Source organism: Bradyrhizobium sp. sBnM-33, assembly GCF_032917945.1.
Classification (GTDB): Bacteria; Pseudomonadota; Alphaproteobacteria; order Rhizobiales; family Xanthobacteraceae; genus Bradyrhizobium.
The window spans coordinates 8,653,281-8,680,230 of sequence record NZ_CP136624.1 but is presented as its reverse complement, the minus strand read 5'-3'; the positions used below and the strand labels follow the sequence as shown (position 1 = coordinate 8,680,230).

26 protein-coding genes are annotated in these 26,950 nt (G+C 63.2%); 11 read left to right on the top strand and 15 right to left on the bottom strand.

Annotated features, from left to right (window positions below; genetic code table 11):
- Positions 1-195 precede the first annotated feature (195 nt).
- The 5 genes from RX328_RS40785 to RX328_RS40765 all read left to right on the top strand — a co-directional run bounded on the left by RX328_RS40785 (position 196) and on the right by RX328_RS40765 (position 5,854).
- Positions 196-1,227, top strand: coding sequence for an IS110 family transposase (locus RX328_RS40785; protein ID WP_247510610.1), 1,032 nt, complete (start codon positions 196-198; stop codon positions 1,225-1,227).
- 432 nt (positions 1,228-1,659) lie between these two features.
- A complete protein-coding gene (gene thrC / locus RX328_RS40780) occupies positions 1,660-3,078 on the top strand; it encodes a threonine synthase (protein WP_213246371.1) in 1,419 nt (472 codons plus the stop codon).
- Positions 3,075-4,364, top strand: coding sequence for a M16 family metallopeptidase (locus tag RX328_RS40775; protein ID WP_213246373.1), 1,290 nt, complete (start codon positions 3,075-3,077; stop codon positions 4,362-4,364). The genes thrC and RX328_RS40775 overlap by 4 nt, the downstream gene beginning before the upstream one ends.
- 158 nt (positions 4,365-4,522) lie before the next feature.
- The gene (locus RX328_RS40770; protein WP_213246375.1) at positions 4,523-5,110 is read left to right on the top strand and encodes a GNAT family N-acetyltransferase; all 588 of its coding nucleotides are present in this window, start codon (positions 4,523-4,525) and stop codon (positions 5,108-5,110) included.
- Positions 5,111-5,218: 108 nt separating this feature from the next.
- Positions 5,219-5,854: a hypothetical protein gene (locus tag RX328_RS40765; protein ID WP_409410720.1), complete on the top strand. Its 636-nt coding sequence runs from the start codon at positions 5,219-5,221 to the stop codon at positions 5,852-5,854.
- 52 nt (positions 5,855-5,906) lie between these two features.
- Here RX328_RS40765 and RX328_RS40760 read toward each other — a convergent pair whose 3' ends face one another.
- The 5 genes from RX328_RS40760 to RX328_RS40740 form a co-directional block, all read right to left on the bottom strand.
- A complete protein-coding gene (locus RX328_RS40760) occupies positions 5,907-6,392 on the bottom strand; it encodes an ATP F0F1 synthase subunit B (protein ID WP_213246378.1) in 486 nt (161 codons plus the stop codon).
- Positions 6,393-6,396: 4 nt separating this feature from the next.
- Positions 6,397-6,960: a F0F1 ATP synthase subunit B' gene (locus tag RX328_RS40755; protein WP_213246380.1), complete on the bottom strand. Its 564-nt coding sequence runs from the start codon at positions 6,958-6,960 to the stop codon at positions 6,397-6,399.
- Positions 6,961-7,017: 57 nt separating this feature from the next.
- Positions 7,018-7,248 carry a F0F1 ATP synthase subunit C gene (locus RX328_RS40750; RefSeq protein ID WP_028348038.1) on the bottom strand — a complete coding sequence of 77 codons (231 nt, stop codon included), beginning with the start codon at positions 7,246-7,248 and terminating at the stop codon, positions 7,018-7,020.
- A gap of 56 nt (positions 7,249-7,304) precedes the next feature.
- Complete coding sequence (locus RX328_RS40745; RefSeq protein WP_213246382.1) at positions 7,305-8,060, bottom strand: F0F1 ATP synthase subunit A; 756 nt, start codon at positions 8,058-8,060, stop codon at positions 7,305-7,307.
- A gap of 68 nt (positions 8,061-8,128) precedes the next feature.
- A complete protein-coding gene (locus RX328_RS40740; protein WP_213246384.1) occupies positions 8,129-8,500 on the bottom strand; it encodes an AtpZ/AtpI family protein in 372 nt (123 codons plus the stop codon).
- 274 nt (positions 8,501-8,774) lie between these two features.
- Here RX328_RS40740 and RX328_RS40735 point away from each other — a divergent pair, with 274 nt between their 5' ends.
- From RX328_RS40735 to RX328_RS40725, 3 genes are all read left to right on the top strand, one after another.
- Positions 8,775-9,398, top strand: coding sequence for a 2-hydroxychromene-2-carboxylate isomerase (locus RX328_RS40735; RefSeq protein ID WP_213246386.1), 624 nt, complete (start codon positions 8,775-8,777; stop codon positions 9,396-9,398).
- A gap of 65 nt (positions 9,399-9,463) precedes the next feature.
- Positions 9,464-10,003, top strand: coding sequence for a hypothetical protein (locus tag RX328_RS40730; RefSeq protein WP_213246388.1), 540 nt, complete (start codon positions 9,464-9,466; stop codon positions 10,001-10,003).
- Between the two features lie 93 nt (positions 10,004-10,096).
- Positions 10,097-10,570 (top strand): secondary thiamine-phosphate synthase enzyme YjbQ, encoded by a 474-nt coding sequence (locus tag RX328_RS40725; protein WP_213246390.1) that lies wholly within the window; start codon positions 10,097-10,099, stop codon positions 10,568-10,570.
- Positions 10,571-10,691: 121 nt separating this feature from the next.
- Here RX328_RS40725 and RX328_RS40720 read toward each other — a convergent pair whose 3' ends face one another.
- The 7 genes from RX328_RS40720 to RX328_RS40690 form a co-directional block, all read right to left on the bottom strand.
- On the bottom strand, positions 10,692-10,856 hold the full coding sequence (locus RX328_RS40720) for a hypothetical protein (protein WP_213246392.1): 165 nt from the start codon (positions 10,854-10,856) through the stop codon (positions 10,692-10,694).
- Positions 10,857-11,153: 297 nt separating this feature from the next.
- Positions 11,154-12,803 carry an MFS transporter gene (locus tag RX328_RS40715; protein WP_213247040.1) on the bottom strand — a complete coding sequence of 550 codons (1,650 nt, stop codon included), beginning with the start codon at positions 12,801-12,803 and terminating at the stop codon, positions 11,154-11,156.
- 361 nt (positions 12,804-13,164) lie between these two features.
- On the bottom strand, positions 13,165-13,533 hold the full coding sequence (locus tag RX328_RS40710; RefSeq protein ID WP_213246394.1) for a hypothetical protein: 369 nt from the start codon (positions 13,531-13,533) through the stop codon (positions 13,165-13,167).
- 95 nt (positions 13,534-13,628) lie between these two features.
- Complete coding sequence (locus RX328_RS40705) at positions 13,629-13,952, bottom strand: hypothetical protein (protein ID WP_213246396.1); 324 nt, start codon at positions 13,950-13,952, stop codon at positions 13,629-13,631.
- Positions 13,949-14,269, bottom strand: coding sequence for a hypothetical protein (locus tag RX328_RS40700; RefSeq protein ID WP_213246398.1), 321 nt, complete (start codon positions 14,267-14,269; stop codon positions 13,949-13,951). The genes RX328_RS40705 and RX328_RS40700 overlap by 4 nt, the downstream gene beginning before the upstream one ends.
- 165 nt (positions 14,270-14,434) lie before the next feature.
- Positions 14,435-16,411 carry a sodium:solute symporter family protein gene (locus tag RX328_RS40695; protein WP_213246400.1) on the bottom strand — a complete coding sequence of 659 codons (1,977 nt, stop codon included), beginning with the start codon at positions 16,409-16,411 and terminating at the stop codon, positions 14,435-14,437.
- A gap of 12 nt (positions 16,412-16,423) precedes the next feature.
- Positions 16,424-16,702, bottom strand: a complete 279-nt coding sequence (locus tag RX328_RS40690; RefSeq protein ID WP_213246402.1) for a DUF4212 domain-containing protein — start codon at positions 16,700-16,702, stop codon at positions 16,424-16,426.
- A gap of 251 nt (positions 16,703-16,953) precedes the next feature.
- Here RX328_RS40690 and RX328_RS40685 point away from each other — a divergent pair, with 251 nt between their 5' ends.
- The 3 genes from RX328_RS40685 to RX328_RS40675 all read left to right on the top strand — a co-directional run bounded on the left by RX328_RS40685 (position 16,954) and on the right by RX328_RS40675 (position 20,740).
- The gene (locus RX328_RS40685) at positions 16,954-17,604 is read left to right on the top strand and encodes a hypothetical protein (RefSeq protein ID WP_213246404.1); all 651 of its coding nucleotides are present in this window, start codon (positions 16,954-16,956) and stop codon (positions 17,602-17,604) included.
- A 76-nt stretch (positions 17,605-17,680) separates the two neighbouring features.
- Positions 17,681-19,813 carry a DUF294 nucleotidyltransferase-like domain-containing protein gene (locus RX328_RS40680; protein ID WP_213246406.1) on the top strand — a complete coding sequence of 711 codons (2,133 nt, stop codon included), beginning with the start codon at positions 17,681-17,683 and terminating at the stop codon, positions 19,811-19,813.
- Positions 19,814-20,068: 255 nt separating this feature from the next.
- Positions 20,069-20,740, top strand: a complete 672-nt coding sequence (locus tag RX328_RS40675; RefSeq protein ID WP_213247042.1) for a response regulator — start codon at positions 20,069-20,071, stop codon at positions 20,738-20,740.
- Between the two features lie 197 nt (positions 20,741-20,937).
- On the opposite strand, the gene RX328_RS40670 is transcribed toward RX328_RS40675, so the two are convergent.
- The 3 genes from RX328_RS40670 to RX328_RS40660 all read right to left on the bottom strand — a co-directional run bounded on the left by RX328_RS40670 (position 20,938) and on the right by RX328_RS40660 (position 26,862).
- Complete coding sequence (locus RX328_RS40670; RefSeq protein ID WP_213246408.1) at positions 20,938-24,447, bottom strand: PAS domain-containing hybrid sensor histidine kinase/response regulator; 3,510 nt, start codon at positions 24,445-24,447, stop codon at positions 20,938-20,940.
- 159 nt (positions 24,448-24,606) lie between these two features.
- Positions 24,607-25,836, bottom strand: coding sequence for a 5-aminolevulinate synthase (hemA, locus tag RX328_RS40665; protein WP_213246410.1), 1,230 nt, complete (start codon positions 25,834-25,836; stop codon positions 24,607-24,609).
- 144 nt (positions 25,837-25,980) lie between these two features.
- A complete protein-coding gene (locus tag RX328_RS40660; protein WP_213246412.1) occupies positions 25,981-26,862 on the bottom strand; it encodes a LysR substrate-binding domain-containing protein in 882 nt (293 codons plus the stop codon).
- Positions 26,863-26,950: the final 88 nt, after the last annotated feature.

Sequence of the window (26,950 nt, the reverse complement as noted above, 5' to 3'; positions counted from 1 at the left end):
CGGCTTGTGGTGATTCGGCGCTCTACGTCATCGCGGGTCGCGCGCCCGATGACAGGCTTCCGCGAAGCAATCCATCTGTCCCGGCGCCGATGTGGATTGCTTCGCTGCGCTCGCAATGATGGGGTGGACGGCCCCCGAACGGCATCGATGTGCCAGACTGGCGATGCTGAGTCGAACCAGACAAGGGGACCGTCCATGACGAAGATTAGCACGATTGGGTTGGATCTGGCTAAGAACGTGTTTCAGGTTCACGGGATTGATGCATCGGGAAGGGTTGTGCTGAGGCGGCAGCTCAGGCGGGCTGCCGTAGAGAAGTTCTTTGCGGGGTTGCCACCGTGCCTGGTTGGCATGGAGGCTTGCGGGAGCGCACATCATTGGGCCCGGGTGATCAGGCGCTATGGCCATGAGGTGCGACTGATGCCGCCGGCCTATGTGAAGCCCTACGTCAAGCGCAACAAGAACGACGGCCGGGATGCGGAAGGTGTCTGCGAGGCAGTGGGCCGGCCGACGATGCGCTTTGTTCCGGTGAAGAGCGTCGAGCAACAGGCCACGCTGGCGGTTCATGGCACACGTGCCTTGCTGGTTCGCCAGCGGACGATGGTGGCAAACGCCTTGCGGGCAGCGCTGAGCGAGCTCGGGATCGTGGCCGCGCAAGGACATCAGGGGCTGTGTGAGCTGATGGCCAAGCTTGAGGAGCCGAGCGAAGAGATTCCGGAGATGATGCGATGTGCTCTGTTGATGCTGGCGCAGCACTGGCAGGCGCTCAATGCCGATGAACGCGTGCTTGAACGGCAGATCGCGAAGGCTGCCAGATGCGATCGGGACGCGCGCCGGCTGATGGAAGTCCCAGGCGTCGGCCCGATCATCGCCAGTACGGTGTTGGCCAAAGTGCCCGATGCGAAGGTGTTTCGCTCCGGTCGGGACTTCGCCGCCTGGATCGGGCTCACCGGCAAGGACCACGGTACTGGCGGCAAGCATCGCCCAGGGCGTATCTCCAAACAGGGAGATCGTATGTTGCGCGCGCTGCTGATCAGCGGAGCCAGCGCCCATCTGCGGCAGCAAAAGAGGCGCGGCGTCAGCGACCCGTGGCTGCGCGATCTTTTGGCGCGGCGGCCTTACAAGGTCGCCATGGTGGCGTTCGCCGCTAAAGCCGCGCGCATCCTCTGGGCCATGCTGAGCAAAGGAGAAGTTTACCGAGACCGCGCGAGCGCGCCGGCTGCTGCCTAGTTGAAGGGCGACAGCCGCCGCGCTCGCGCTCATCCCTATCGGAAGGGCAATTAAGGTGTGATGGCAAATGGTCAGGAAACCAGGATCGAAACACTCCGACACGTCATTGCGCGTCACAGCGCGCCGCAATGATTGGAATTCGATCCGCGATCTCCATCAGGGCCCGCGGTCAATGGCCGCTTCTCGAGGCCGTATACATGACCGCTCCCCGATCCATTGCCGAAGCACCAAAAAGCCCTTGCCGAGAGGGGGCCGTCCATACATGACGTGGAAGGGCCACGCCGCGCGTCTTGAACAGTCTTTTCCCCTCTCATGCCATTTCCCCTTCGCCACAAAACCCATTATGGTGCGCCCTCGCTTCGCGCTTGGCGAAATCTAATTCATGGCTAATATCAAAGGCTTGGCATAGGGCTTGCGCCTTTGGAGGGTGGTTTGACGCGCTATATTTCGACGCGGGGGGAGGCCCCCGTCCTGGGTTTCTGCGATGTGATGCTGACCGGGCTCGCCCGCGACGGCGGCCTCTACGTGCCTGAAGTCTGGCCGCAGTTATCGAGCGAGACCATCGCCTCCTTCTTCGGCCGGCCCTATTGGGAAGTTGCCGTTGACGTCATCAAGCCGTTTGCTGCAGGCGAAATTTCCGACGCTGACCTCGGACGCATGGCGAATGAGGCTTATGCGACGTTCCGCCATCCCGCGGTGGTGCCGCTGAACCAGGTCAGCCCCCATCAATTCGTGCTGGAGCTGTTCCACGGTCCGACGCTGGCGTTCAAGGACGTCGCGATGCAGTTGATCTCGCGGCTGATGGATCATGTGCTGGCCAAGCGCAGCCAGCGCACCACCATCGTGGTCGCCACTTCAGGCGACACCGGCGGCGCCGCCGTTGATGCGTTTGCCAATCTCGACAATGTCGATCTGGTCGTGCTGTTCCCGAACGGGCGCATCTCCGACGTGCAGCGGCGAATGATGACGACGACGGGCGCTGCCAATGTGCATGCGGTGGCGATCGAGGGCACCTTCGATGATTGCCAGGCGATCCTGAAGGCGATGTTCAACCATCACGGCTTTCGCGACGCGGTCTCGTTGTCGGGCGTCAACTCGATCAACTGGGCGCGGATCGTCGCGCAGGTAGTGTACTACTTCACGTCGGCGGTGGCGCTCGGAGCGCCCGCGCGAACCGTGGATTTCACAGTGCCGACGGGAAATTTCGGCGACATCTTTGCGGGCTACGTGGCGAAGAGGATGGGGCTGCCGGTGCGCTGGCTACGCATCGCCTCCAACATCAACGACATCCTGCCGCGCACGCTCAAGACCGGCATCTATGAAGTCCGCGAGGTTCATGCCTCGGCTTCGCCTTCGATGGATATCCAGGTCTCCTCGAATTTCGAGCGGCTGTTGTTCGAGGCCAGCCGTCGCGATCCCGACAGTGTCCGCCGGCTGATGGCCTCGCTAAAACAGTCCGGACGTTTCGTGCTGCCGGATGCCATGCTGGCCGCGATCCGCGAGGAGTTCGACGCCGGCCGCGCCGACGAGACCGAGACGTCGGCCGCGATCCGCGCCGCCTGGCGCGAGGTCGGCGACCTCGTCGATCCCCATACCGCGGTGGCGCTGGCGGTGGCCGATCGCGATACGTCGGACTCGAAGATCCCCAACATCGTGTTGTCGACCGCGCATCCGGCCAAGTTCCCCGATGCCGTGGAAGCCGCGTGCGGCGTGCGGCCGCAACTGCCGGCCTGGCTCGACGGCCTCATGACCAAATCCGAACATATCACGGTGATGAAAAACGATTCAGCCGAGGTGGAGCGATTCGTGCGCTCGGTCAGCCGCGCTGCGAAGCAGGGAGTTGCGGGATGAGCGTTGACGTCACCAAGCTGCCATCCGGCCTGACGGTCGTCACCGACACCATGCCGCATCTGGAAACCGCGGCGCTCGGCGTCTGGGCCGGCGTTGGTGGTCGCGACGAAAAGCCGAACGAGCACGGCATCTCGCATCTCCTCGAACACATGGCTTTCAAGGGCACGACGCGGCGCTCCTCGCGCGAGATTGTGGAAGAAATCGAGGCTGTCGGCGGCGACCTCAATGCCGGGACCTCGACCGAGACCACGGCCTATTATGCGCGGGTGATGAAGGCCGACGTGCCGCTCGCGCTCGACGTGCTCTCCGACATCCTCACCAATCCGTCCTTTGTGCCTGACGAACTCGAGCGCGAGAAGAGCGTCATCGTGCAGGAAATCGGCGCGGCGCAGGATACGCCCGACGACGTCGTGTTCGAGCACCTCAACGAGCTCTGCTTTCCGGACCAACCGATGGGCCGGTCGCTGCTCGGCACCGCGAAGACGCTGAAGAATTTCGATCGCGACATGCTGCGCGGCTATCTTTCGACGCATTACCGCGGCCCCGACATGGTGGTGGCGGCCGCCGGCGCGGTCGACCACAAGCGCGTGGTGGAGGAAGCGGCGCAGAAGTTTGCCAGCTTCGACGCCACGCCGGCACCGAAGCCGCAAGCCGCGATGTTCGGCAAGGGCGGCTCGCGCGTGGTTCACCGCGATCTCGAACAGGCGCATCTGACGCTGGCGCTCGAAGGCGTGCCGCAGACCGACCTGTCGCTGTTCTCGCTGCAGGTCTTCACCAACACGTTGGGCGGCGGGATGTCGTCGCGGCTGTTCCAGGAAGTGCGCGAAAAGCGCGGCCTCTGCTACTCGATCTACACCTTCCACGCGCCCTATACCGACACCGGGTTCTTCGGCCTCTACACCGGCACGGATCCCGGCGACGCCCCGGAGATGATGGAGGTGATCGTCGACGTCATCAACGACGCCGTGGAAACCCTGACCGAAGCCGAGATCGCGCGGGCGAAAGCGCAGATGAAGGCGGGGCTGTTGATGGCGCTGGAAAGCTGCTCGTCCAGGGCCGAACAGCTTGCGCGGCACGTGCTGGCCTATGGACGGCCGCTGACGGTGGAGGAGCTGGTCACCAGGATCGATGCGGTCTCCATCGAATCGACCCGCAACGCAGCGCATGCGCTATTATCCCGCAGCCGGCCGGCGGTTGTCGCGCTTGGCAGCGGAAGGGGCCTGGACACGGCGGTGTCTTTTGCGGAAGGATTGACGCGGTCAAAGGCGAAAACGCTCCTACATTAAGGTTGTTAACCTCTCCCCGCTTGCGGGGAGAGGTCGGCGCGAAGCGCCGGGTAAGGGGCTCTCTCTGCGAATACGGCTCGTGGAGAGAGCCCCTCACCCCGACCCTCTCCCCGCCAGAGCGGGGCGAGGGAGAGCTAGTTAGGGCGGGAGAGAGCGGCATGGCCCTGTTTCGTTTGCCAACCAGCGGACCGGCTGCGCTCGTGCCGCGCGGCCACGGTCTCCTGCTGCGCGCTCCCCAGATGGCGGACTTTCCGCAATGGGCGCAATTGCGCGAACAAAGCCGGACCTATCTGACGCCATGGGAGCCGATTTGGCCGTCGGACGATCTGACCCGCGCCGGGTTCCGTCGCCGGCTGCGCCGCTACGCCGAGGATATCGCCGCCGACCGCTCCTATCCCTTCATCATCTTCCGTGAGCGTGATGGCGCCATGATCGGCGGCATTACGCTCGCCAATGTCCGCCGCGGCATCGTGCAGGCCGGCACCATCGGATATTGGGTCGGCGAGCCTCACGCCGGCCGCGGCTACATGACCGCGGCGCTGCGGGTACTGCTGCCGACCCTGTTCGGCGAGCTCAATCTGCACCGCATCGAGGCAGCCTGCATTCCCTCCAATACGCCGTCGATCCGGGTGCTGGAGAAATGCGGCTTCACCCGCGAGGGGCTGGCGCGGCGCTATCTCTGTATCAACGGCATCTGGCAGGACCACCTGCTGTTCGGCCTGCTGCATGAGGATTTCCGCGGCTGAACCGTTGATTTCTAAGCCTTTTGGGTGCCTTGGGTTCGCCGCCATTGGGCTGCTATAACGCCGCCGCGAACAAATTCACGTGGGACGATGGGATTGCGGGGACGTCGCATGGGTGACAATCGTTTGGCCAGGGTGATGGCTGTGGCTGCGGTCGCGGGCGGTCTGGCCTGTCTGACGGCGGCGCCGGCATCGGCGCAATCGCTGACCGACCGTTTCAAGAGCCTGTTCGGTGGCAAGTCGGACGAGGAGCCGGCCACCGCTGCGCCGACAGTTCCGCAGGACACTGGCGATCTGACCTGTCCGCCGGTCACGGTCCGGTCAGGCGCATCCACCTACGCGGTCGCTGCGCCCGGCAAGCAGCCGGTCGGCAACGACCTGCGGTTCCAGGCGACGATCAGCAAGATGGCCCGCGAATGCAGCATCAATGGCGGCGTGATCACGGCGCGGATCGGCATTCAGGGCCGCGTCATCGCGGGTCCCGCCGGCGCGCCGGCCTCGGTCCAGGTCCCTATACGTGTCGCAGTGGTGCATGGCGGCGTATCTGAGAAGACCATCGCCACCAAGGCCTACCAGACCACCGTCAATATGACCGAGAGCGGCAGCGAGCCGTTCACGCTGGTCGCCGAAGACCTCACCTATCCGGCGCCCCCCGGCGCCGTCGGTGACAGCTACATCTTCTATATCGGATTCGACCCGCAGGCCTTAAAGCCCGAACGCCCGGCACCGAAGAAGAAGAAGCAATAAAAAAGCCGGCGCGATCGTCTCGCGCCGGCTTTTGATTGATGGAGGAAAGCGCTCAGTTCAGCTTGGCGCGAACCTCGGCAATGCCCTTGGCGAGCAGGTCGTCGGCGACCGAGCCCTTGACCGACTGCGACAGGATGGTCGAGGCGGCTTCGACCGCAGCGTTGGCCGCGGCGGCACGGACGTCGGCCAGTGCCTGGGCTTCGGCCAGCGCAATCTTGCTCTCGGCGGTCTTGGTGCGGCGGGCGACGAAGTCTTCCATCTTGGCCTTGGCTTCGGTCGCGATGCGCTCCGCTTCGGCCTTGGCGTTGGCGACGATCTCCTCGGCCTCGCGCTCGGCGCTGGCGCGGCGGGTCTGATACTCGCCGAGCAGCTTGGCGGCCTCCTCTTTCAGACGGCGGGCGTCGTCAAGTTCCGCCTTGATGCGTTCGCCGCGATGATCGAGCGCCGTCAGTACCGTCTTGTGGATGCCGAGATAGGCAAACAGCACCAGCAGGATGACGAAGGCAATCGCGACCCAGGTTTCCGGTTCGGTAAACATCGGTCTATCCCTTCAACGAAACATCAACGGCTTTGCTCACCGTCTTGCTGTCGGGCAGCACGCCGGTGAGGCGCTGGACGATGGCGCCGGCCGCGTCCGCTGCGATGCCGCGGACATTGCTCATCGCGGCTTCCCGCGTTGCCGCGATCTGCTTCTCGGCGGCGGCAAGCTTGGCGGTGAGCTGGTCCTCCAGCGTCTTGCGCTCGGCTTCCGCGGCCGCGTTCAGCTTCTCGCGGGTCTCGTTGCCGATGGCCTGGGCGCGGGCGCGGGCGGAAGCGAGTTCGGTCTCATACGCCTTCAGCGCCGCGTCCGACTCGTCCTTGAACTTCTGCGCCGCCGCCAGATCGCCCTCGATCGCGTTCTGACGTGCGTCGATCACGCTTTCGACGCGCGGCAGCGCAAAGCGGGAAACGATCACGTAGAGCGCGACGAATGCAATGACGAGCGACACCAGCTGCGAAGCAAACGTGCTCGACTCGAACGGAGGAAATCCTCCGCCGTGTCCGCCGTCGGCTTCGGTGTGGGCGCCGGTGCCCTTGGCCGGGGTACCATGACTTTTTTCAGCCACGGGGTTCTCCTGTTGCGGTCAGGCGCGCCGCCCGGAGGCGGCGCGAGTGGGTGCAGCTCAGAGCGGAACGAACAGCAAAAGCAGCGCGATCAGCAGCGAGAAAATGCCGAGCGCTTCGGTCACGGCGAAGCCGAAGATCAGGTTGCCGAACTGGCCCTGGGCTGCCGAAGGATTGCGCACGGCAGCAGCGAGGTAGTTGCCGAAGATGATGCCGACGCCGACGCCCGCGCCGCCCATGCCAATTGCTGCGATGCCCGCGCCGATAAGTTTAGCTGCTGCCGGTTCCATTTCTATAGCTCCTTGAGGGGTAAGACAAAGGTGTGGGTGGAAATTCCCCGGACCGCTTAGTGTCCCGGATGAATGGCGTCGTTGAGATAGATGCAGGTCAGGATCGCGAACACGTAGGCCTGCAGGAACGCGACCAAGAGCTCAAGCGCGGTCAGCGCTACCGTGAGCGCCAGCGGCAGCATGCCGCCGACCCAGCCGAGCGCGCCGAGCGACACGCCGAGCATCGCGACGAAGCCTGCGAACACCTTCAGCGCGATGTGGCCCGCCAGCATGTTGGCGAACAGACGTACGCTGTGCGAGACCGGTCGCAGGAAGAACGACAGGATTTCGATGAACATGACCAGCGGCAGGATGTAGATCGGCACGCCGGAGGGCACGAAAATCTTGAAGAACTTGAGGCCGTTCTTGTAGAGGCCGTAGATCAGGACGGTGAAAAAAACCAGGAAGGCCAGCGCCGCGGTAACGATGATGTGGCTCGAAACCGTGAACGTATAGGGAATGATGCCGATCAGGTTCGAGATGCAGATGAACATGAACAGCGAGAAGATCAGCGGGAAGAACTTCATGCCTTCCGCGCCGGCGGTAGAGCGGATCGTCGAGGCGACGAATTCGTAAGAGATTTCCGCGATCGACTGCAGCCGCCCGGGAACCAGTTGGCGTCCCGCCATGCCGCCGATCATCAGTAGCGAGATCACGGCTACCGTGAGGAACATGTAGAGCGAGGAGTTGGTGAAGGCGATCGTCTGATTGCCGATATGGCCGATCGTGAAGAGGGGTTCGATATTGAACTGGTGGATCGGGTCGATTTTCATCCGCGCGGCTCTTTATCCACCGGCCTGGCCGGCATCGAATTTCAAATGTCGTGACTTCCCGTCGATGCTCAGCGTCTGCGGGAAGCTACGCCTGCAGATCTCACCACGTTGACCACACCGGCAGTGAAGCCGAGCAGCAGAAACACGATGAAACCGAACGGCGATGTCGACAACAAACGGTCGAACCCCCAGCCAATCGCTGCACCGACGACAACGCCCGCAACCAACTCCGAGGAAAGCCGGAAACCCAGCGCCATCGCAGATGCTCTGGCAGCCCTGTCTCCGCTTTCAGTTCCGGGTTGATCAGTCCTGAGTTTCCGGGTGTCGCGAATTTCGGACAACCGTTGATCCAGACTTCCGAGCCTTGCGGAAAGCGCAGCTTCGTCGGAAGACGGCTGATCGCGATTTCCACTTGCGTTGTCGTTCTTGTCTTCGGCCATGCCAAGACATTAAACGATGCCAACGGTTGATGGAAAGTACGCCCGTCACCCTTGAAAGCCGCGCGGACCATACTTACCGCGTCTAATCAAGTCAAGATTACGCGGTAGCCAGCTAGTGCTTTGATTTTTCTGGATTTATTCGAATGTCGTCTGCGGCCCTGTGGACCCGCGATCGCAGTGCAGCAGTATTGCCACACAGATCGATCTTGCGCAGATTTGGGCGGTCTGTTGGGATGTCCCGAGCGAAGCGAAAATCCCCATCCGTGGAGCCCGCATGCAGCGTCAGGTCGATTACTATTTCTCGATCCAGTCGCCTTGGGCCTATATCGGGCATCAGCCCTTTCGTGACCTGGTAAGTACCTACGATCTCAAGGTTAATCACAAGCCGGTAGTGCTGGTCGATCTGTTCTCGGAGACCGGCGGCTTGCCGTTGATGAAGCGCCATCCGGTGCGGCAGCGCTACCGGATGGTCGAACTGCAGCGCTGGCGCGACAAGCGCGGCCTGAAATTCCACCTGCAGCCGGCGAACTGGCCGTTCAATGCGCGGCTGGCTGATGGCGTCGTGATTGCGGCGCTCGAGGCTGGCCACGATCCCGACCGATACCTGCGACGGGCCTTTGCCGGCGTCTGGGAAGAGCAGCTCAATCTCGCCGATCCCGCAACGATTGCGAAACTCGCCGATGAATCGGGGCTGCCCGGCAAGCAATTGGTGGAGCGCTCGAGCTCGGAAGAAATTAGCGCAGCCTATGAGCAGAACCGGCAGGACGCGCTCTCGGCCGACGTGTTCGGCTCGCCGGTCTACGTGCTGGATGGCGAGGTGTTCTGGGGGCAGGACCGCATCGAATTGCTCGGTGACGCGTTGAAGTCCGGCCGGGCGCCCTATAGCTCGGTAGTGTAAGGGCGCCTTGAAAGCGCCCCGGCGGGCGAGGAAACCGGTACTGTCCTGAGGCGGGAGCAAGGCCCATGAGCAGAGCGAAAACGTCCTCGAAATTGCCCGGCATAATTATGCTGGCCGTTTGTCTTGCCGGTGCCGGTCAGGCGCTTGCCGGCCCGATGCCGGAGACCGAGAACGGCCGTTACGCGCTGTCGCCGGCAGGCGATGGCGTGCTTCGCCTGGATACTCGAACCGGCGCGGTCTCGACCTGCAACAATTCGGGTGCGGGCTGGGCCTGCTATGCCGTACCTGACGAGCGGGCGGCGATGGACGTCGAAATCGGCCGTCTGCAAGCCGACATTGTCCGGCTGCAGGCCGAGAATGAGCGGCTCAAGGCGGACCTCGCCTCGCGCGAGCCCAACGTATCCGGCAAGATCGGGGAGCCGTTGCCGAAATCGGACTCCCTGAAACCAGGCGAGCCGAAGGTCGCCGAAGGGGAGCGCAAGATCGAAATCCCGCTGCCGAGCGACCGCGACCTGGATCGCATGGTGTCGTTCCTCGAGCGGGCCTGGCGGCGATTGATCGAGATGGCCAACCGGGTGCAGCGGGACGTCAGCGGCAAGATTTGACAATTGTTGCGTACGCAAGGTGGGCGTAGCGGCGCAAGAACTGGTGGGCACGGCGCGAAGAGCGCCTTCTCACCCTTACGAAGATTGCAAGTGATGACCGCATCCAAATCCATCTCTCGCACCGCGCCTTCCACCGTCAGCGCCACCACCATCGTGTCCTCGCTCTTGACCGCGCAAACGCGAGGTGCCGGCTTTACCGACCTCACCGCCGAAGTCGCGAAATTCGTCCGTGACGCACATGCGCGCGAGGGCGCGGTGACGCTGTTCATCCGTCACACGTCGGCGTCGCTGACGATCCAGGAGAATGCCGATCCGACCGTGTTGGTCGATCTGACCACCGCACTGAACCGGCTCGCGCCCGAAAATGCTGGGTGGCGCCATGACACCGAGGGGCCGGATGACATGCCGTCACACATCAAGACTATGCTGACCGCAACCTCGCTGCACGTGCCGGTGCTTGAGGGCGCGCTCGCGCTGGGCACTTGGCAGGCGATCTATCTGGTCGAGCACCGCGCCCGGCCGCACCGGCGCGAGGTCGTGCTGCAGTTCATCGGCAGCGTCGATTGAGCACAACCCTGGTTGCTGCGATCACCAGCATCCTCGTCTGTCGGTCGCAAACCCGCAATTCGCCGGTGCGACGAGCTAGAAACCAAACCAGCCGTGAACCGACCACAGCCGGATTGAGAGGTCAGCGATTGGATTGCATATAGGCAAGCCCCGCGGCGCACGCACCAAAGGTAAGCGCCCAAAGCAGGCTTGAATCAAGCGACGCGTTCAGCCCATACCGCTGCAGCAGGAAAATGAAGGCGGCAGCCGCCGCGGTGTGCATAGCGATATAGCGCCAGTTTTTCATCAATCCGCCCTGCCTTTTCGAGACGCCGTATCATCGATGTCTAGCCTGATCATGGGTACCAAACAACGCCATTGCACTCGGTTGCCAGTCTCGCTGCGCATGCCGTTCCCCTGAAATGCGAAACCACATTGGGGACGTGGCGATCATTCGATCGGGCACCGCGGCAGCCGCGCGTGCACGAGATCGGCGCGCGGATGTCGGTGAACCCAGCTCAAAAAAACAGCCGACCGCGGAGCGATCCGCGACCGGCTTTGTTGGGGTGTCGTACTGCCGCGGCTGTTGCCGCCGGTAAGACCGCTACTTGGTGATATCGACGTCCTTGGTTTCCGGCAGGAAGAAGAAGCCGACGACCGCAGTAATCGATGCGAAGATGATCGGATACCAGAGACCCGCATAGATATCGCCGGTCGAGGCCACGATCGCAAACGAGGTCGCCGGCAGCAACCCGCCGAACCAGCCGTTGCCGATGTGATAGGGCAGCGACATCGAGGTGTAACGGATCTTGGTCGGGAACAATTCGACCAGCATCGCGGCGATCGGCCCGTACACCATGGTGACGAAGAGCACCAGGACGAACAGAAGCCCGATGATCGCCGCAACTTGCGGTTTGAAGATATCGAACGGGTGAGCCATCTTCACGATCTGGGCATCGCCGGCCTTGGGGTAACCTGCGGCCTGCACCGCTGCCAGGACGGCCGGATTGGACGTCTTGGCGTCGGTGTAAGCTACGTCCTTTCCATTGACGACGACCTTCACGCCGGAGCCTGCAGCGCCATAGCTGGTCGAGTATTTGACCGACTGCTGTGCCAGGTAGGCGCGAGCGGTATCGCATGGTGCGGAGAAGACGCGGGTGCCGACCGGGTTGAACAGGTCGCCGCAGCCCTTGGCGTCGGCCACCACCTCGACCTTTACGGATTCGATCGCCTTTTCCAGCGCCGGGTTGGCGTTGGTGGTGATCATCTTGAAGATCGGGAAGAAGGTCAGTGCCGCGATCAGGCAGCCTGCCAGAATGATCGGCTTGCGGCCGATCTTGTCGGACAGCGCACCGAACACGATGAAGAAGCCGGTGCCGAACAATAGCGACCAGGCGATCAGCAGATTCGCGGTGTAGCCGTCGACCTTGAGGATCGATTGCATGAAGAACAGCGCGTAGAACTGGCCGGTGTACCAGACCACGCCCTGACCCATTACGCCGCCGATCAGCGCGATCAGTACGATCTTGGCATTGCTCCAGTTGGCGAAGGCTTCGGTCAACGGAGCTTTCGACCCCTTGCCTTCATCCTTCATTTTCTGGAACACAGGCGATTCATTCAGCCGCAGCCGGATCCATACGGAGATGCCAAGCAGCAGCACCGAGACCAGGAACGGAATGCGCCAGCCCCAGGCGGCGAATTCAGGCTCGCCGAGTGCGGTTCGGGTGAACAGGATCACCAGCAGCGACAGGAACAGGCCGAGCGTTGCCGTGGTCTGGATGAATGAGGTGTAATAGCCGCGCTTGCCCATCGGGGCATGTTCGGCCACGTAGGTCGCCGCGCCGCCATATTCACCGCCGAGCGCGAGGCCCTGCAGCAGGCGCAGGCCGATCAGGATGATCGGCGCCGCAATGCCGATGGTCGCCGCGTTGGGCAATATGCCGACGATGAAGGTCGACAGGCCCATGATCAGAATGGTGACGAGGAAGGTGTATTTGCGGCCGACGATGTCGCCGATGCGGCCGAACACGATGGCGCCGAACGGACGAACGATAAAGCCTGCTGCGAACGCCAGCAGCGCGAAGATGTCGCGGGTGGCCTGGTTGAACATTGGCTGATTCGTTGCGGGATCAATGACGCCGAAGAACTGCGCGCCGATGACGCTGGCAAGCGAACCGAACAGATAAAAGTCGTACCATTCGAAGACGGTGCCGAGCGAGGAGGCTAGAATGACGAAACGTTCGTCCTTCGTCATTCCGGCGGCCTTGCCGGACGTGGCAGTTATTGTAGACATTTCCGAATCGCTCCCCGTTTTTATGATCGCAAAGATGTGCGTTGCGTCCGATCACGCATTATGAATAGGGCTCACTACATGTTCGCGAAGCTTGGCCCAATAGTACTTTCGGCTGGCGTCGGGGCCTGTGCTGATCAGGACCTGGTTCTAGCCACTGCTTTTCCATAATCCCGGATTGCGTAATCAGTAGGCAGCGCGGATTTCCGGCAGATGGAAAGCTTGGCATTCAGCGCTTTAACCCGTCGACGTGTGGCCGGTCCAACAAGCTGCAAGCGGTGATCTGACCGCGCCGGGAGCCTCGCCAGTTCGGCGCAGTCTCGAACTAAAGTCCAATGACTGAGAAGACGAGCGCAATGCTCCACATCACGATCGAGACCGTGGCAGTCCATAGCGCGAACAGCAGATAGGTCTCGCGCATGATCGTCGAAACTGTCCGCTGCGCGGAAGCCTGGGGCGGACGGCTCTCCTTGGGGAGGTAGAGCCACATCTCGGTACGCCGGTGATCCTTGGTCCGGGCTTCCCAGGCTTTCACGACCAGAACCAGCGTCATCAGGATGCTGAGAAAACCTCCAGCCTGGAAGGCCGAGCGCGGCAGGAATGACAATCCTATCATGACGCAGAAGATGGCGAGCGAGGCGAAGCCGCAGGCGCGCAGCACTGTTTCGTAGGCGATACGGCGCATCTCTTCCACGGTCCGCCACTCCGTCGATCAAGGACACATGCCGGATTTAAAGAGGCCACAGCGTAGCGGCAGCGCGGCCCGCCCTCAACACCGCGAATTGGCCGTTACAGCCCGATCTTGAGAAAGTTACCGACCGCGGGCAGCGCGAGAAGGGCGGTTCCGGCAAGCCATATCCAGAGCGATGCGTCGCTGGATTCCGAGCCGCCGGTGACCCGCTCGTAGATCGCCGCCGGAATCCCACCAAGGATGACGGTCGCAGTCGAAACCATTAGCGATGAGAACATCAGCGTCAGCGACAGGCTGCCAAACAGCAGCGGGCCGGCGAGCAACTGGACATACAGCAGCGTGAAAATCAGCGCGAGCTGATTGAAGATGCCATTGATCATCCCGAAGAAAGCGATGCCTATGAAATAGAAGTTGCGGTTCATGATGCGGCTCCGCCAAGTCGGGGCGCCAGATTGAACAGCAGCAGGGTGTAGTGAAGGGCGACGCGCAGCCAGAACAGCCAGACAAAGCCGAACAGCCAAATCACGACTGGCGGGGTCACCTTCGGCGTCACGATCGCGACAGCGGCGACGACGGGATCGGTGATTCGGCAGAAAAATCGCCAGATGTAATTCGGCGAGTCTGCATCGACCATCAGACCGAGCAGAACGCGGCCAAGCAACGTGTACATCAACACCGCAAGAATAAAATTAGGCAGGTGAAAGTACCAATATGCCACGAGCGAGCTTGCGATATCCAAGAACGTTTCTCCTCGCAGCTTGACGGTGAGACAGCCGGCCGACCTCGCAACCAGCCGCGCTCGACCAACAATGGCAAGCCCACGATATCCCGGCAAGCCAGATAAGGTGCCGCCAACGAAGACGGGGCCCTGAGGGCCCCGTCCATCGATCTCCAGTCGAAGAACCTAGGTGGTCTTCTCCTCGAGCACCGTCCTGCCGCGCGGCTTCCGGATTTCGTCGACGTAGGCCTGCATTTCGGCCGATGGCTCCCTGCCGAGCTTGCTGACAATGTAGATGACAGCGAAGCCGAGTGGTGTTCCCAACAGCCCGCAGGCGATGTTGTTGAGGTTGAACCACCCGACCTTGTTGGCCAGCGGGTGAGCCAACGTCGGGAAGCTTTCCATGGCATTGGGCGCCGCCATGGCCTTCGCGATGTCGACCACCGGAGCCCCCGTCACGGGGTTCAGCAGCGAGGTCATGCCGAAGTACTTGACGCCTGCGCCGGGGAAGTACCGGGTTGTCACGAGATAGAACAGGCAGAGCCCGAAGCCCGCAATGATGCCGCAGATGGCACCCGTCGCGGTCGTCCGCTTCCACCAGACGCCCATGACCAGCGCCGGGAAGTTACCGGCCATCGCCAGTGAGAACGCCCAGCCAACCATGGCCAGGATGTCGCCCGGTTTGGTTGCGGCCGTCGCGGCTGCGACCACGGCGACGCCCACCAGGAGAGCGCGAGCTACGGTCAGCCGGCGAATGGTCGGCGCGTTCGGATCGATCATCTTGTAGTAGATGTCGTGCGACAGCGCGTTGGCGATGGCGAGCAGCAGGCCGTCGGCGGTGGAGAGCGCGGCGGCGAGACCGCCCGCTGCCACTAGACCCGAGATCACATAGGGAAGTCCCGCGATTTCCGGCGTGGAGAGCACGATCACGTCCGTGTTGATCACGAAGTCCTGCAGCCGCACGACCCCGGGGTGGTCGGCGATGGCCTTGCACGCCGCGATAACCGCATCGATGCTGGCTGCGTTCTTGCCGCAGATCTGGATCAGCCCGAGTTCACCCCAACTGAACAACCACGGGCGAATCGCCGTCAGGTCCCGCCCGATGATGTTGGTGTAGACTTCCAGCTTGGAGAACGCCGCGTAGGCCGGCGCGGAGAAGTACAGCAGGAAGATGAACAGCAGCGACCAGGCGACCGACTGGCGCGCTTCACGCACCGACGGGGTGGTGAAGTAGCGCATCAGGATGTGCGGCAACGACGCCGTACCGACCATCATGCACATGATGATCGCAAAGAAGTTGAGCGGGCTATAATTGATGAAGGGCTGGATGTGCGGCTTCAGCGCTGCGGGTGTCGCAAGACCCGTCGCCAACATTTGCTGCTCGCGCGCGGTAATATCCACGATGGCCTGCCCGTAGGTGAGTTCCGGAATCGGAATCCCGTACTTCATGGTGGACAGGATTACGATCGGCGTCAGATAGGCGATAATCAGGACGATGTATTGTGCGATCTGTGTCCAGGTCACCGCCCGCATACCACCCAACATCGCGCAGAGCAGAATGCCGACAAGTCCGGCGAAAACTGCAAGCTCGAACTGCATTCCGAGGAATCGCGAGGCGATAATCCCGGTGCCGTAGATTTGCGCCGTCACATAGGTAAAGGAGCAGGCGACAAGGACGATCACGCCAAGCAAGCGGGCGAAGTTGCCGCCGTACCGGAATGACAGGAAGTCGGGCACCGTATAGGCGCCGAACTTGCGCAGGTACGGCCCAATCAGGATCGACACCAGCACGAATCCGCCGGTCCATCCGAGCACCCATGCGAGGCCGTCGTAACCCAGCAGGAACAGGGTGCCGGCCATCCCGACGAAGGAAGCCGCCGACATCCAGTCGGCGCCCGTCGCCATGCCGTTGTAGAAGGCCGGCACACGTCGTCCGGCGACATAATACTCGGAGACTTCCGCCGTTCGCGTCATCACCCCGATGATGGCGTAGACCGCTAGCGTGAAGAACACGAACAAGTAGCCGAGGATCTTGTTTGGAACGCCGACCTGTTCGAGAAGAGCAAGCAGAATGATGAACGCCAGGAACCCGCCGGTGTAGGTCCCGTACATCCTGCCGAGATTCTTGATGAAATCCGAAGTGGCAGCGCCTTGTGTGGCCATGTCGATGCTCCCTCAATCTTCCTCGGCAAAGCCGAATTCGCGATCGATCTTGTCCTGCTGTTTCGCGAATACGAACAGCATGACCACGAACGCGATGAGCGACCCCTGCGCCGCCATGTAGAAGCCGAGCGGGAAACCGAGGATCGGGATGACGATAGTATTGAGTGGCTTCACGAACATGTGGATGACGAAGCCGAAGAAGAACCAGATGCCGAGATGCGTGAACATCAGGCGTGACGTCTTCGCCCAGTGTGCTTCTTCTTTTGCTTTCAGATCTGTGGGGTTAGGCATGGGTTGCAAATCCTCCCTCAAGACACCGGTCAGCAAGTGAGCCGGGATCGAACGATCGAGGGGATTGCAATCCCGTCAGCGCGGCACCCCCCTGCGCCGCAGTCCCAACCGCTCTTGTGCCGGTTTGGAACTAACGAAGGCTAACACCACGAATAGTCAGTTCTTAATAATACTTTCGGCGGGTAGAATATGTTGCGACTGCTAACAGCGATGCTGCATTGGAATCATTGCGCTTTGCAGGTACCGGATAGTTGGACAAGCTGATCCAGGTCGCCGCGCCGGAAAAGACTGCAATGAAGCTGTTCGAAAAACTGTTTCGTCCCCGTCCGCCGATTCGCGACCGCGAGGCGCTCGCGGACTTCATCGACGCCCAATCGGCATTCATCGTGCAGAAGGGAATCTACGAATATTCGCGCGCCCGCGCAGGGCATTATTCCAAGGTGCTGTTTGCTGAGGAGGGCTTTGCCAGGTCGGTCGAGCGGGCGCGCTGGCAGGCGTTTCCGCTCGGGCTGTCGATGGTCGGCGAGACGGTAGATGTCGTATTGCGTCCGCACGCCGGGGATGAGCGCCGGGCGGTGCTCGACCAGATCATCGCGGTCGTCCTTTCGGTGTTCGATCGCTATCCGGTGCCGCCCTCGATCGGCGAGGCCGCCTGGCAGGAGGCGCGGCGCGAACTGGCGCATCGGCTCGACCTGGCCGGCGGGCACGCGCCCAAGCGGGTGATGGACATTCCCGAACCGCTGGCTGAGAGCTACTTTGCCATGATGCCGATCCATGAAAAGCTGCGCGGGCGCGATTTCCAGACCACGCGCAACTATCTGCGTGTCAGCCTGTGCAACATCCATGACGAATTGGCGGACCGCATCGATGCGGCCGCGGTGATCGGTGCGCTTTTGAAATAGGACCGTCCGAAGCCTGCCGATGCCGGGACCGTAGAGCGGCGTTGGAGCGGGCGGCGGGCGCGGGCGGGAGAGGTCGATGGACAAGACGGCCGGCGGAGCCCTGCTTTTGTCGCTCGACGCCGTTGTCATCGATACGGAGACGACCGGGCTCGATCCGCGCAAGGCGCGGGTGATCGAGCTCGCCGGGGTGCGCCTCTCGGCCGGAAAGCTAGCGGCCGGCGATACGTTTCGCCAATTGCTGCGGCCGGCGGGGGAATCGATTCCGGCTGCAGCCACCCGCATTCATGGCATCGACGACGCTATCGTCGCGGGAGCGCCGCCGTTCGCGGAGGTCTGGCCGGGCTTCAAGGCGTTTCTCGGCGGATCCGTCGTGATCGGCCACACGGTCGGGTTCGATCTGGCGGTCCTCAAGCGCGAATGCGACCTGGCCGGCATTCCCTGGTCGCGGCCGAGAACGCTCGATACCCGGCTGCTGGCGCAGATCGCCGCGCCCGAATTGGCCGGTTATACGCTGGACAAGCTCGCAGGCTGGCTCGGCATCGAGACGGCCGGCCGGCACTCCGCGCTCGGCGATGCGGTCATGGCCGCGCGGATATTCCTGGCGCTGGTGCCGAAGCTGCGTGAGCACGGCATCCGGACTGTCGCCGAAGCCGAACGCGCCTGTCGCGCACTCACCACCGTGCTCGACGATCAGGTGCGCAGCGGCTGGATCGACGCTGTCGACGCCACCGCCCGCGTCGATGCTGAGGAGACCCTGCAGCGCTTCGACAGTTATGCGTTTCGCCATCGCATCCGCGACATCATGCGCACGCCCGCGATCTTCGTCTCACCGGATACCAAGGTCGGCGAAGCGCTGGCGCGCATGACGGACGAGAAGATCTCGGCGGTCTACGTCCACCGGCCGCAGCCTGAGCCGGAGATCAAGGCGGCTGACGCGGGCATTGTCACGGAACGCGACGTGTTGCGCGCCTTGGCCCGGGATGGCGCCCCGGCGCTGCAACGGCCGGTCGCCGAGATCATGAGCCAGCCGCTGGCGGCGGTCCCGTCGGAAGCGTTTGTCTACCGCGCTATTGGCCGGATGCATCGCCTCAAGACCCGACATCTCGGCGCCGTCGACGAGAAGGGCTGCGTGATCGGCGCATTATCGGCGCGCGATCTGCTGCGCCTGCGCGCAGGCGAGGCCATATCGCTCGGCGACGAGATCGACGCCGCCGCCGACGCGCATGCGCTGGCGGCGGCCTGGGCGCAGTTGCCGCGAGTCGCGGAATTGCTTCTGGCGGAAGGATTGTCCGGTCGCGATATCGCCGAAGTCATTTCCCGCGAACTGGGCGCTCTTTCTCGCCAGGCCGCAGTGATCGCCGAGCGGATCATGCGGGAGAGCGGCCGAGGCGGGCCGCCGTGCGAGTATGCGCTGCTTGTGCTCGGATCGGCCGGACGCGGCGAGAGCTTGTTGGCGATGGATCAGGACAACGCCGTGATCTTCGCGCATGGCGAGCCCGACGGCGAGGAGGATCGCTGGTTTGCCGAACTCGGGACGCATGTCGCCGATATCCTGCACGAGGTCGGCGTGCCCTATTGCAAGGGCGGCGTCATGGCGAAGAACGCGCTTTGGCGCGGCTCGGTGGCAACATGGCAGGATCGCGTCGACAAGTGGATCACGCGTTCGAGTCCCGCCGATCTATTGTCCGTCGATATCTTCTTCGACCTGCGGGCGGTTCGCGGCGACGGCAGCCTTGCTGTCTCGGTGCGTCAGGCGGCCTTCGCGGCGGCCGAAGGCCAGGTCGCGTTTATCAAACTGTTGGTCGAGAACGTCAGCGTTCCGGCGAGCCTGAAACTTTTCGGCGGGATCCGCACGGTCGCCGGCCGTATCGACCTCAAGGCGGCCGCACTGTTTGGTCTCGTTGCATGGGTGCGCGCGATGGCCATTCGCTATCACGTCATGGAACGGTCGACGTCGGCGCGATTGGCCGGCGTGAAGGCGAGGGTTCAGGCCAGCGAGAGCGATCTCGATGCGCTTGGCGAAGCCCAGCGCGTCTTCCTCGATCTCATCCTGTCGCAGCAGCTTGAGGACATCGCCCACGGCATCCCGCCTTCCAATGCGGTTGCCGTAAAGCGATTGTCGGGCCGCGACCTCGATCGGCTGCGTACGGCACTTGCTGCGGTTTCCACCATCGATGAGCTCGGCCGAGACCTCCTGTTCAGGGATTGACGCAGCGCGTCCTCCGACGGCGAAGCATTTTCTCCGAGTTCCCTGTTGGGCTCGGCCGGCGCAGCGCGATTCCTCGGTCATTCCATTTTTTTGCGTTGCACCATTCACAGCAAACCGGCGTTGGATTAACTGCTTTTGCGCGACGCAGGAAAGGTTGCCTTGCAAGTCGCTTCCCGACAGTGGACAATCAAATTGCTGTCAATCAGCAACGACTTGCATGCTTTCCCGACCTCTTGTCGGCGCCCGGAACAGATGATTGCTGCTGCCAATACCCACCTCGTTATCGCCGATGACCATCCGCTGTTCCGCGACGCTCTGCGGCAGGCGGTTGCCAGTGTCGTGGCTTCGGCCGCCGTCAGCGAAGCCGGCACCTTCGACGAACTCACGGCGTTGCTCGAGCGGGATTCCGACGTCGACCTGATCCTGCTCGATCTCACGATGCCAGGGATTTCGGGCTTCTCGGGGCTGATCTATCTGCGCGCGCAATACCCGGCGATCCCGGTGGTGATCGTGTCGGCCAGCGACGATGCGGCCACGATCCGGCGGTCGCTGGATTTCGGCGCCTCCGGCTTCATTCCCAAGCGCTTCGGCGTCGAGACGCTGCGCGACGCCATCATGAAGGTGATGGAGGGCGACGTCTGGGTGCCGCCGGACACCGATCTCTCCTCGGCCAGCGACCCCGACATGACGCGGCTGCGCGACCGCCTCGTGACGCTTACCCCGCAGCAGGTGCGGGTACTGATGATGCTGTCGGAGGGGCTGCTCAACAAGCAGATCGCCTACGAGCTCGGCGTGTCGGAAGCGACCATCAAGGCCCACGTCTCGGCGATCCTGCAGAAGCTCGGCGTCGAAAGCCGCACGCAGGCGGTGATCGCTGCAGCGAAAATCTCCGGCGGCCAATGGCGCCAGGGCACGCCGACGGCGTGATGACCGTAGAATGGGTGGAGCGCAGCGATACCCATCACCGCACGAGCATGCTCGCATGACCGACTACCGCTGCAATTTCGTCGCTGGAGGCAGTTTCTTCCGGCCTCGACGGGAGTTTGGCGAGCGGCGTTGAATACGTGGCGAGGTGATGGGTATCGCTGCGCTCCACCCATCCTATGATCTCGCAATGACGGCAGCTACTCCGCCGCCACCATCTGTTGCGCGCGCCACTGGCCCAGCAGGGCACGGAGCGAGGCCGGCTTGACCGGCTTGTTGAGGATCGCGATGTTTTCCTCGCGCGCGGCGGCGCGGACGTTCGGGCTGCGGTCGGCCGTGATCAGGATAGCCGGGATGTTTTCACCGAAGCGGCGGCGGATTTCGCGGATCGCGGCAACGCCGTTGCCGCGGTCGAGATGATAGTCGACCAACAGGCCGGTCACGCCGTGGCCGGACGATTCGATCGCGGCGATCGCGGCTTCCGGGTCAGCAACCGCGATCACCTCGGCGTTCCAGGCCGTCAGCAGCGTCTTCATGCCATCGAGAATCGCCGGATCGTTCTCGATGCAGACGATCAGGGCGCCGCTCATCGGCGTCTTCGACAGCGGCGTTGCGCTCGTCACGGCAGCGGTATGGTTGATCGCCTTGGCGATCGGCACGGTCACCGAAAACACCGAGCCGCCGCTGGCGTTGGCGTCGATCGCGATACCGTGGTTGAGCACGCGCGCCAGCCGCTCGACGATCGATAGACCGAGACCCAGGCCGCGGGCGATCCGCGCGCCCTGCTCGAGGCGGTGGAACTCCTTGAAAATCTCGCCACGCTTCATCACGGGAATGCCGACGCCGGTATCGTAGACGGCGATCTGCAGGGATCGTCCGTGGCGGCGGCAGCCGACCAGCACGCGCCCGCGCGGGGTGTATTTGATCGCGTTGGAAATGAAATTCTGCAGCAGCCGCCGCAGCAGCGAGCGGTCCGATTGCACCGGCAGCGAGCAGGGCACAAAGGTCAGCTCCAGCCCCTTGGCGCGGGCGATCGGCGCAAACTCGATCTCCAGCGAGCGCATCAGGTCGGCCATCTTGAAGCTTGAGATTGAGGTCGTCATTGCCCCCGCATCGAGCCGCGAGATGTCAAGGAGCGCGCCGAGGATCTCCTCGATCGCCTCCAGCGAGTCGTCGATGTTCTCGACCAGGCGGGAATCCTCGCCGCCGTTCTGCCGCTCGACGAGGCTCGTCACATAGAGCCGCGCCGCATTCAGCGGCTGCAGGATGTCGTGGCTGGCGGCCGCCAGGAAACGCGTTTTCGAGATGTTGGCGTCCTCCGCGGTGCTCTTGGCCTGCGCCAGTTCGGAGTTCAGGCGCGTCAACTCCTCGGTGCGGTCGCGCACGCGCTTTTCCAGCGTCGCATTGGCGCGCTCGAGCGCCTCGGCGGCCTCGAAGCTCGGGGTCACGTCCGAGAAGGTGATGACGAGGCCGCCACCCGGCATCCGGTTGGAGCGAACCTCGATGACCATGTGGCGGTCGGCCAGGCGTTCCAGATAGGGCTCGCCCTCGGTGGTGTAGGCCTCCAGCCGCCGCTGCAGCAACGTATCGGGATCGCCGGCGCCGGATGCGCTGACCGCGCCCATGAATTCGAGGATTTCCTGCAAGGGAATGCCGAGCTGCACGAGGTGCGGCGGCAGCGCCAGAATTTCACCGAACTGGGCGTTCGAGCAGATCAGTTGCAGATCCGCATCGAAAACCGCGATACCCTGGCGCACATGGTTCAGCGCGGTCTGCAGGATCTCGCGGTTGAAATGCAGCGCGGCGTGGGAATCGTCGAGCAGCTTTAGCGCGGCCTTGGCGGAGACGGTGCGCTTGCGCAGCAATAGCGACATCACGAGGCGCGACGAGGCCGCCCCGATCGAGGAGGCGATCAGGCGTTCGGCGTGCTGCAGCAACTCGAAATCGGCGGGCGCGGCTGGATCGAGATTGCCGGGACGGCCGGCGGCAAAGGCCTCGAAAGCATCGCGGGCGCGGTCGGGGCCGAGATATTGCGCGACCGTGTTCCGGATGTCCTGCACTGTAACGGTGGTACGCCAGCGCCGGAAGGTCGGCGCAATCGGCGCCAGCGTGGTCGGTACGAACAGATCCGCCTGCAGCCGCTCGATCGACGACGGCTGGCGCGCGAGCGATATCACGATGTAGGTCAGGATGTTGAGCGAAAGCGACCAGAGCACGCCATGCATCAGCGGCGGCAGATCGGCGCCGAATAGCGCTCGCGGACGCAGCGCCTCGATGCCGAAGGGTCCCTGTTGCAGCAGCAGCAGGCCTGTGGGATTGCCCTCCAGGAAGCTCGGCAGAAACAGCGTGTAGGCCCACACGGCCACACCGACCAGCATGCCGCACATGGCGCCGCGCGCCGTGCCCTGGCGCCAGAACAGGCCGCCGAAGAAGGCCGGAGCCAGTTGGGCAAGCGCTGCGAACGACAACAGGCCGATTGCCGCGAGCTGCGTGTTGCCGAGCGCGCGATAGTAAAAATACGCCATCACCATGATGGCGAAGATTGCAAAGCGCCGGATCCGCAGCAGGAAGTCGCCGAAATCCTTGCCGCCGTCGCGCGTCGCCGGGCTCCGCTGCAGCACCAGCGGCAGCACGATATCATTGGAGACCATGATGGAAAGCGCGACGCACTCCACGATCACCATTGCGGTCGCGGCCGACAGGCCGCCGACGAATACGGCGATGCTGAGCAACGGAGAGTTTGCTTCGATCGGCAGCGCCAGCACAAACATGTCGCTGTCGACCGCGCCGAACGGGAAGGTGACGAGACCGGCGATTGCGATCGGGATCACGAACAGGTTGATGGCGATCAGATAGAGCGGAAACAGCCAGCGGGCGCGATTGACCTCTTCGGGGCTGGAATTCTCGACCACGCTGACGTGGAACTGGCGCGGCAGCAGCATGATCGCGCAGAACGACAGCAGCGTCATGGTCAGGAAATTGCCGATCGACGGCACGTAGCTGATGGCGCGCACCGCCTCCGGCGTTTTCATCGCGCGTTCGATCAGCTCGACGGGCGTGAACATCCAGAAGGTAACGAAAGCGCCGGCGGCGAGAAAGGCCACCAGCTTGACGATGGATTCGGTGGCGATCGCCAGCATCAGGCCGTGCTGGTGCTCGGTGGCGTCGGTCTGGCGGGTGCCGAACAGCACGGCGAATGCCGCCATTGCCAGCGTCACGACCAGCGCGATGTCGCCAATCAACGGAATCGACGAGAACAGCTTGTCCTCGGTCAGGATGGTCTCCAGCGACGATGCCACGGCCTTGAGCTGCAGGGCGATGTAGGGCACCGAGCCGACGATCGCGATGATCGCCACCGTGGCGGCGACCGCCTGGCTCTTGCCATAGCGCGCCGCGATGAAGTCGGCAATCGAGGTGATGTTCTGCGATTTGGCGAGCTGGATCACGCGCCGCAACAGCGGCGTGCAAAGCCCGATCATGAGGATCGGCCCGACATAGATGGCGAGGAAGTCGACGCTGGTGCGGGTGGCGAAGCCGACCGAACCGAAGAATGTCCAGGAGGTGCAGTAGATCGCCAGCGACAGCGGGTAGATCAGCATGCTGGCGCGGCCGCGCTGGCTCGGCGACAGGCGGTCGCCGTAGCTCGCGACGACGAACAGCAGTCCGATATAGGCGAACGCGGCGGCGATTACGCCCCAGTCGTGCAGCATCGCTGCGGGTCTCCCTCTCCCGGCGCTTGATGCGGACGTGTGTTCTTCACGTCAGCCGGGACGCTCGTAAACGCCATGGCCGGAAGCGGTGAATATAGACGCTTTGGGCCGGCAGCGCACGGCGCCTCGGCCCAATTCGAAGGGATTAGGGCGGGTAGGTTACTCGGCCGCCAGCGATTTCTGTCTCACGGGCAGCCCAAGGCGTTCCCAGACCTGCAGCAGCGCTTCCGCAAGCCGGTCGATCAGGCCGTCATCGTGATAGGGCGAGGGCGTGATCCGCAGCCGCTCGGTGCCCTTGGCGACCGTCGGATAGTTGATCGGCTGGATGTAGATCCCGTGCTCTTCCAAGAGAATGTCGGAGGCCTGCTTGCACTTCTCGGGATCGCCGACAAACAGCGGCACGATATGGGTCTCGCTTGACATGACAGGCAGTCCTGCGGCGGTGAGGATCGCCTTGACCCGGGCGGCGCGGTCCTGGTGGCGCTCGCGCTCCCAGTTCGAGGTCTTCAAATGCCGGATCGCAGCCGTTGCGGCCGAGCAGATCGCCGGCGGCAGGGCGGTGGTGAAGATGAAGCCTGGCGCGTAGGAGCGAACCGCGTCGATGATTTCGGCATTGCCGGCGATATAGCCGCCGAGGCAGCCAAAGGCCTTGGCGAGCGTGCCTTCGAGCACGTCGATGCGGTGCATCACGCCGTCGCGCTCGGCAATGCCGCCGCCGCGCGGGCCGTACATGCCGACTGCATGGACCTCGTCGACATAGGTCATGGCGCCGTATTTCTCCGCGAGATCGCAGATCTTCGAAAGCGGAGCGACATCGCCGTCCATCGAATAAAGGCTCTCGCAGGCGATCAGCTTGGGCCGGTCGGGGCCTGCAGCGATCAAAAGTTCCTCGAGATGGCCGAGGTCGTTGTGGCGGAAGATCTGCCGCTCGCAGCCGGCCTGGCGGACGCCTTCGATCATCGAATTGTGGTTCAGCGCGTCAGATAGAATGAGGCAGTTCGGAATCAGCTTTGCGATCGTTGAGATGCCGGTCTGGTTCGAGACGTACCCCGAGGTGAACAGCAGCGCGGCTTGCTTGCCATGCAGGTCGGCCAATTCCCGCTCGAGCTGCACCAGCGGATGATGGGTGCCGGCGATGTTGCGGGTGCCGCCGGCGCCGGTACCGACGCGGGTCGCGGTCTCGACCATGGCGCCGACCACTTTCGGGTGCTGGCCCATGCCGAGATAGTCGTTGGAACACCAGATCACGACGTCGCGCCTACCCTTCGGCGAGTGCCAGACCGCATGCGGGAACCGGCCTGCGATCCGCTCGAGGTCGGCGAAAACGCGGTAGCGCCGCTCGTCATGCAGGCGGTTGAGGGCGACGTGGAAGAATTTGCTGTAATCCATCACAAGACCTGGAACGGAACCGGCTGTATTGGCGTCGGGCCTTTTTAGAGCCTTTCCAGCTTTGATGTCTATGCGAATTCCCACATTTCGGCGCGCCTCCGGGACGCTACTGAGGCTGGGTGAAAATTGATCTAGATCAACACGCTAGATGCGTTTCGCAGGCGTGCCCGCGGCGCGGTGATCTGCGGATTGGACAAGCGTGGCTAGCGCCTCGGCCAGCGCCGCCACGGCGGCTGCGGGGCGGGCTCTTTCAAAGATCGCGAATTCAAGATCGGGCAGGGGCGGTAATCCATCGGAGACCCCGAGAACACGCAGGCCATTCGTGATCGCGCTGGCCGGAAGCGGCGTGATGGCAAGGCCGGCCAGCGCCGCGGCGCGTACTCCGGTCAGGCTGGGGCTGGTGTAGTTGATCTCCCAAGATGCATCGCTACCGCGCAGTGCCCGCAGCGCCGCCTCGCGCGATACCGAGTGTTCGCGATAAAGCGCCAGCGGAAGCGGCGCGCCGGGAACGAGATCGAACGTCTCAGCGGCCGCCCACAACAGCGGTTCGCGCCAAGCCAGGCGTCCGCGCGACGTGCCGAGCGGACGCTTGGCAAGCACGACGTCGAGCCGTCCCCGGTTGAGCAGTTCGATCAGTTCCGAGCTGACGCCGATCTGCACTTCGAGCTTCACATGGCGGTGCAGGCTGGCGAAGCGGCCGAGCGCCGGAGGCAGCGATCCGCCGGCCACCTCCTCGACGGCGCCGAGGCGCACCGTGCCGGAGAGCTGCGGCGCGGTGAGACGATGACGCGCCGTCTCCTCTAGCTGCAGCAGCCGCCGCGCATCGCCCAACAGCATCTCGCCGTCATCGGTCAGCGCCACCGCGCGCGTGGTGCGGCGGAATAGTGGGCGTTTGGCCTCGAGCTCCAGGCGCTTGATGTGCTGGCTAACGGTGGATTGCGTGAGGTGGAGTTGCTCGGCCGCACGATGGAAGCCGCCGCATTCAGCGACCGCGACGAAGGTTTTGAGCAGGTCGAGTTCGAGCACGGTCCATTGATCGATATTTGCGATCAGTCATATTACGAAATATCGTTTTTATAATCAATTGGCCGCCTCTACGTGTCGCTCATCGGCA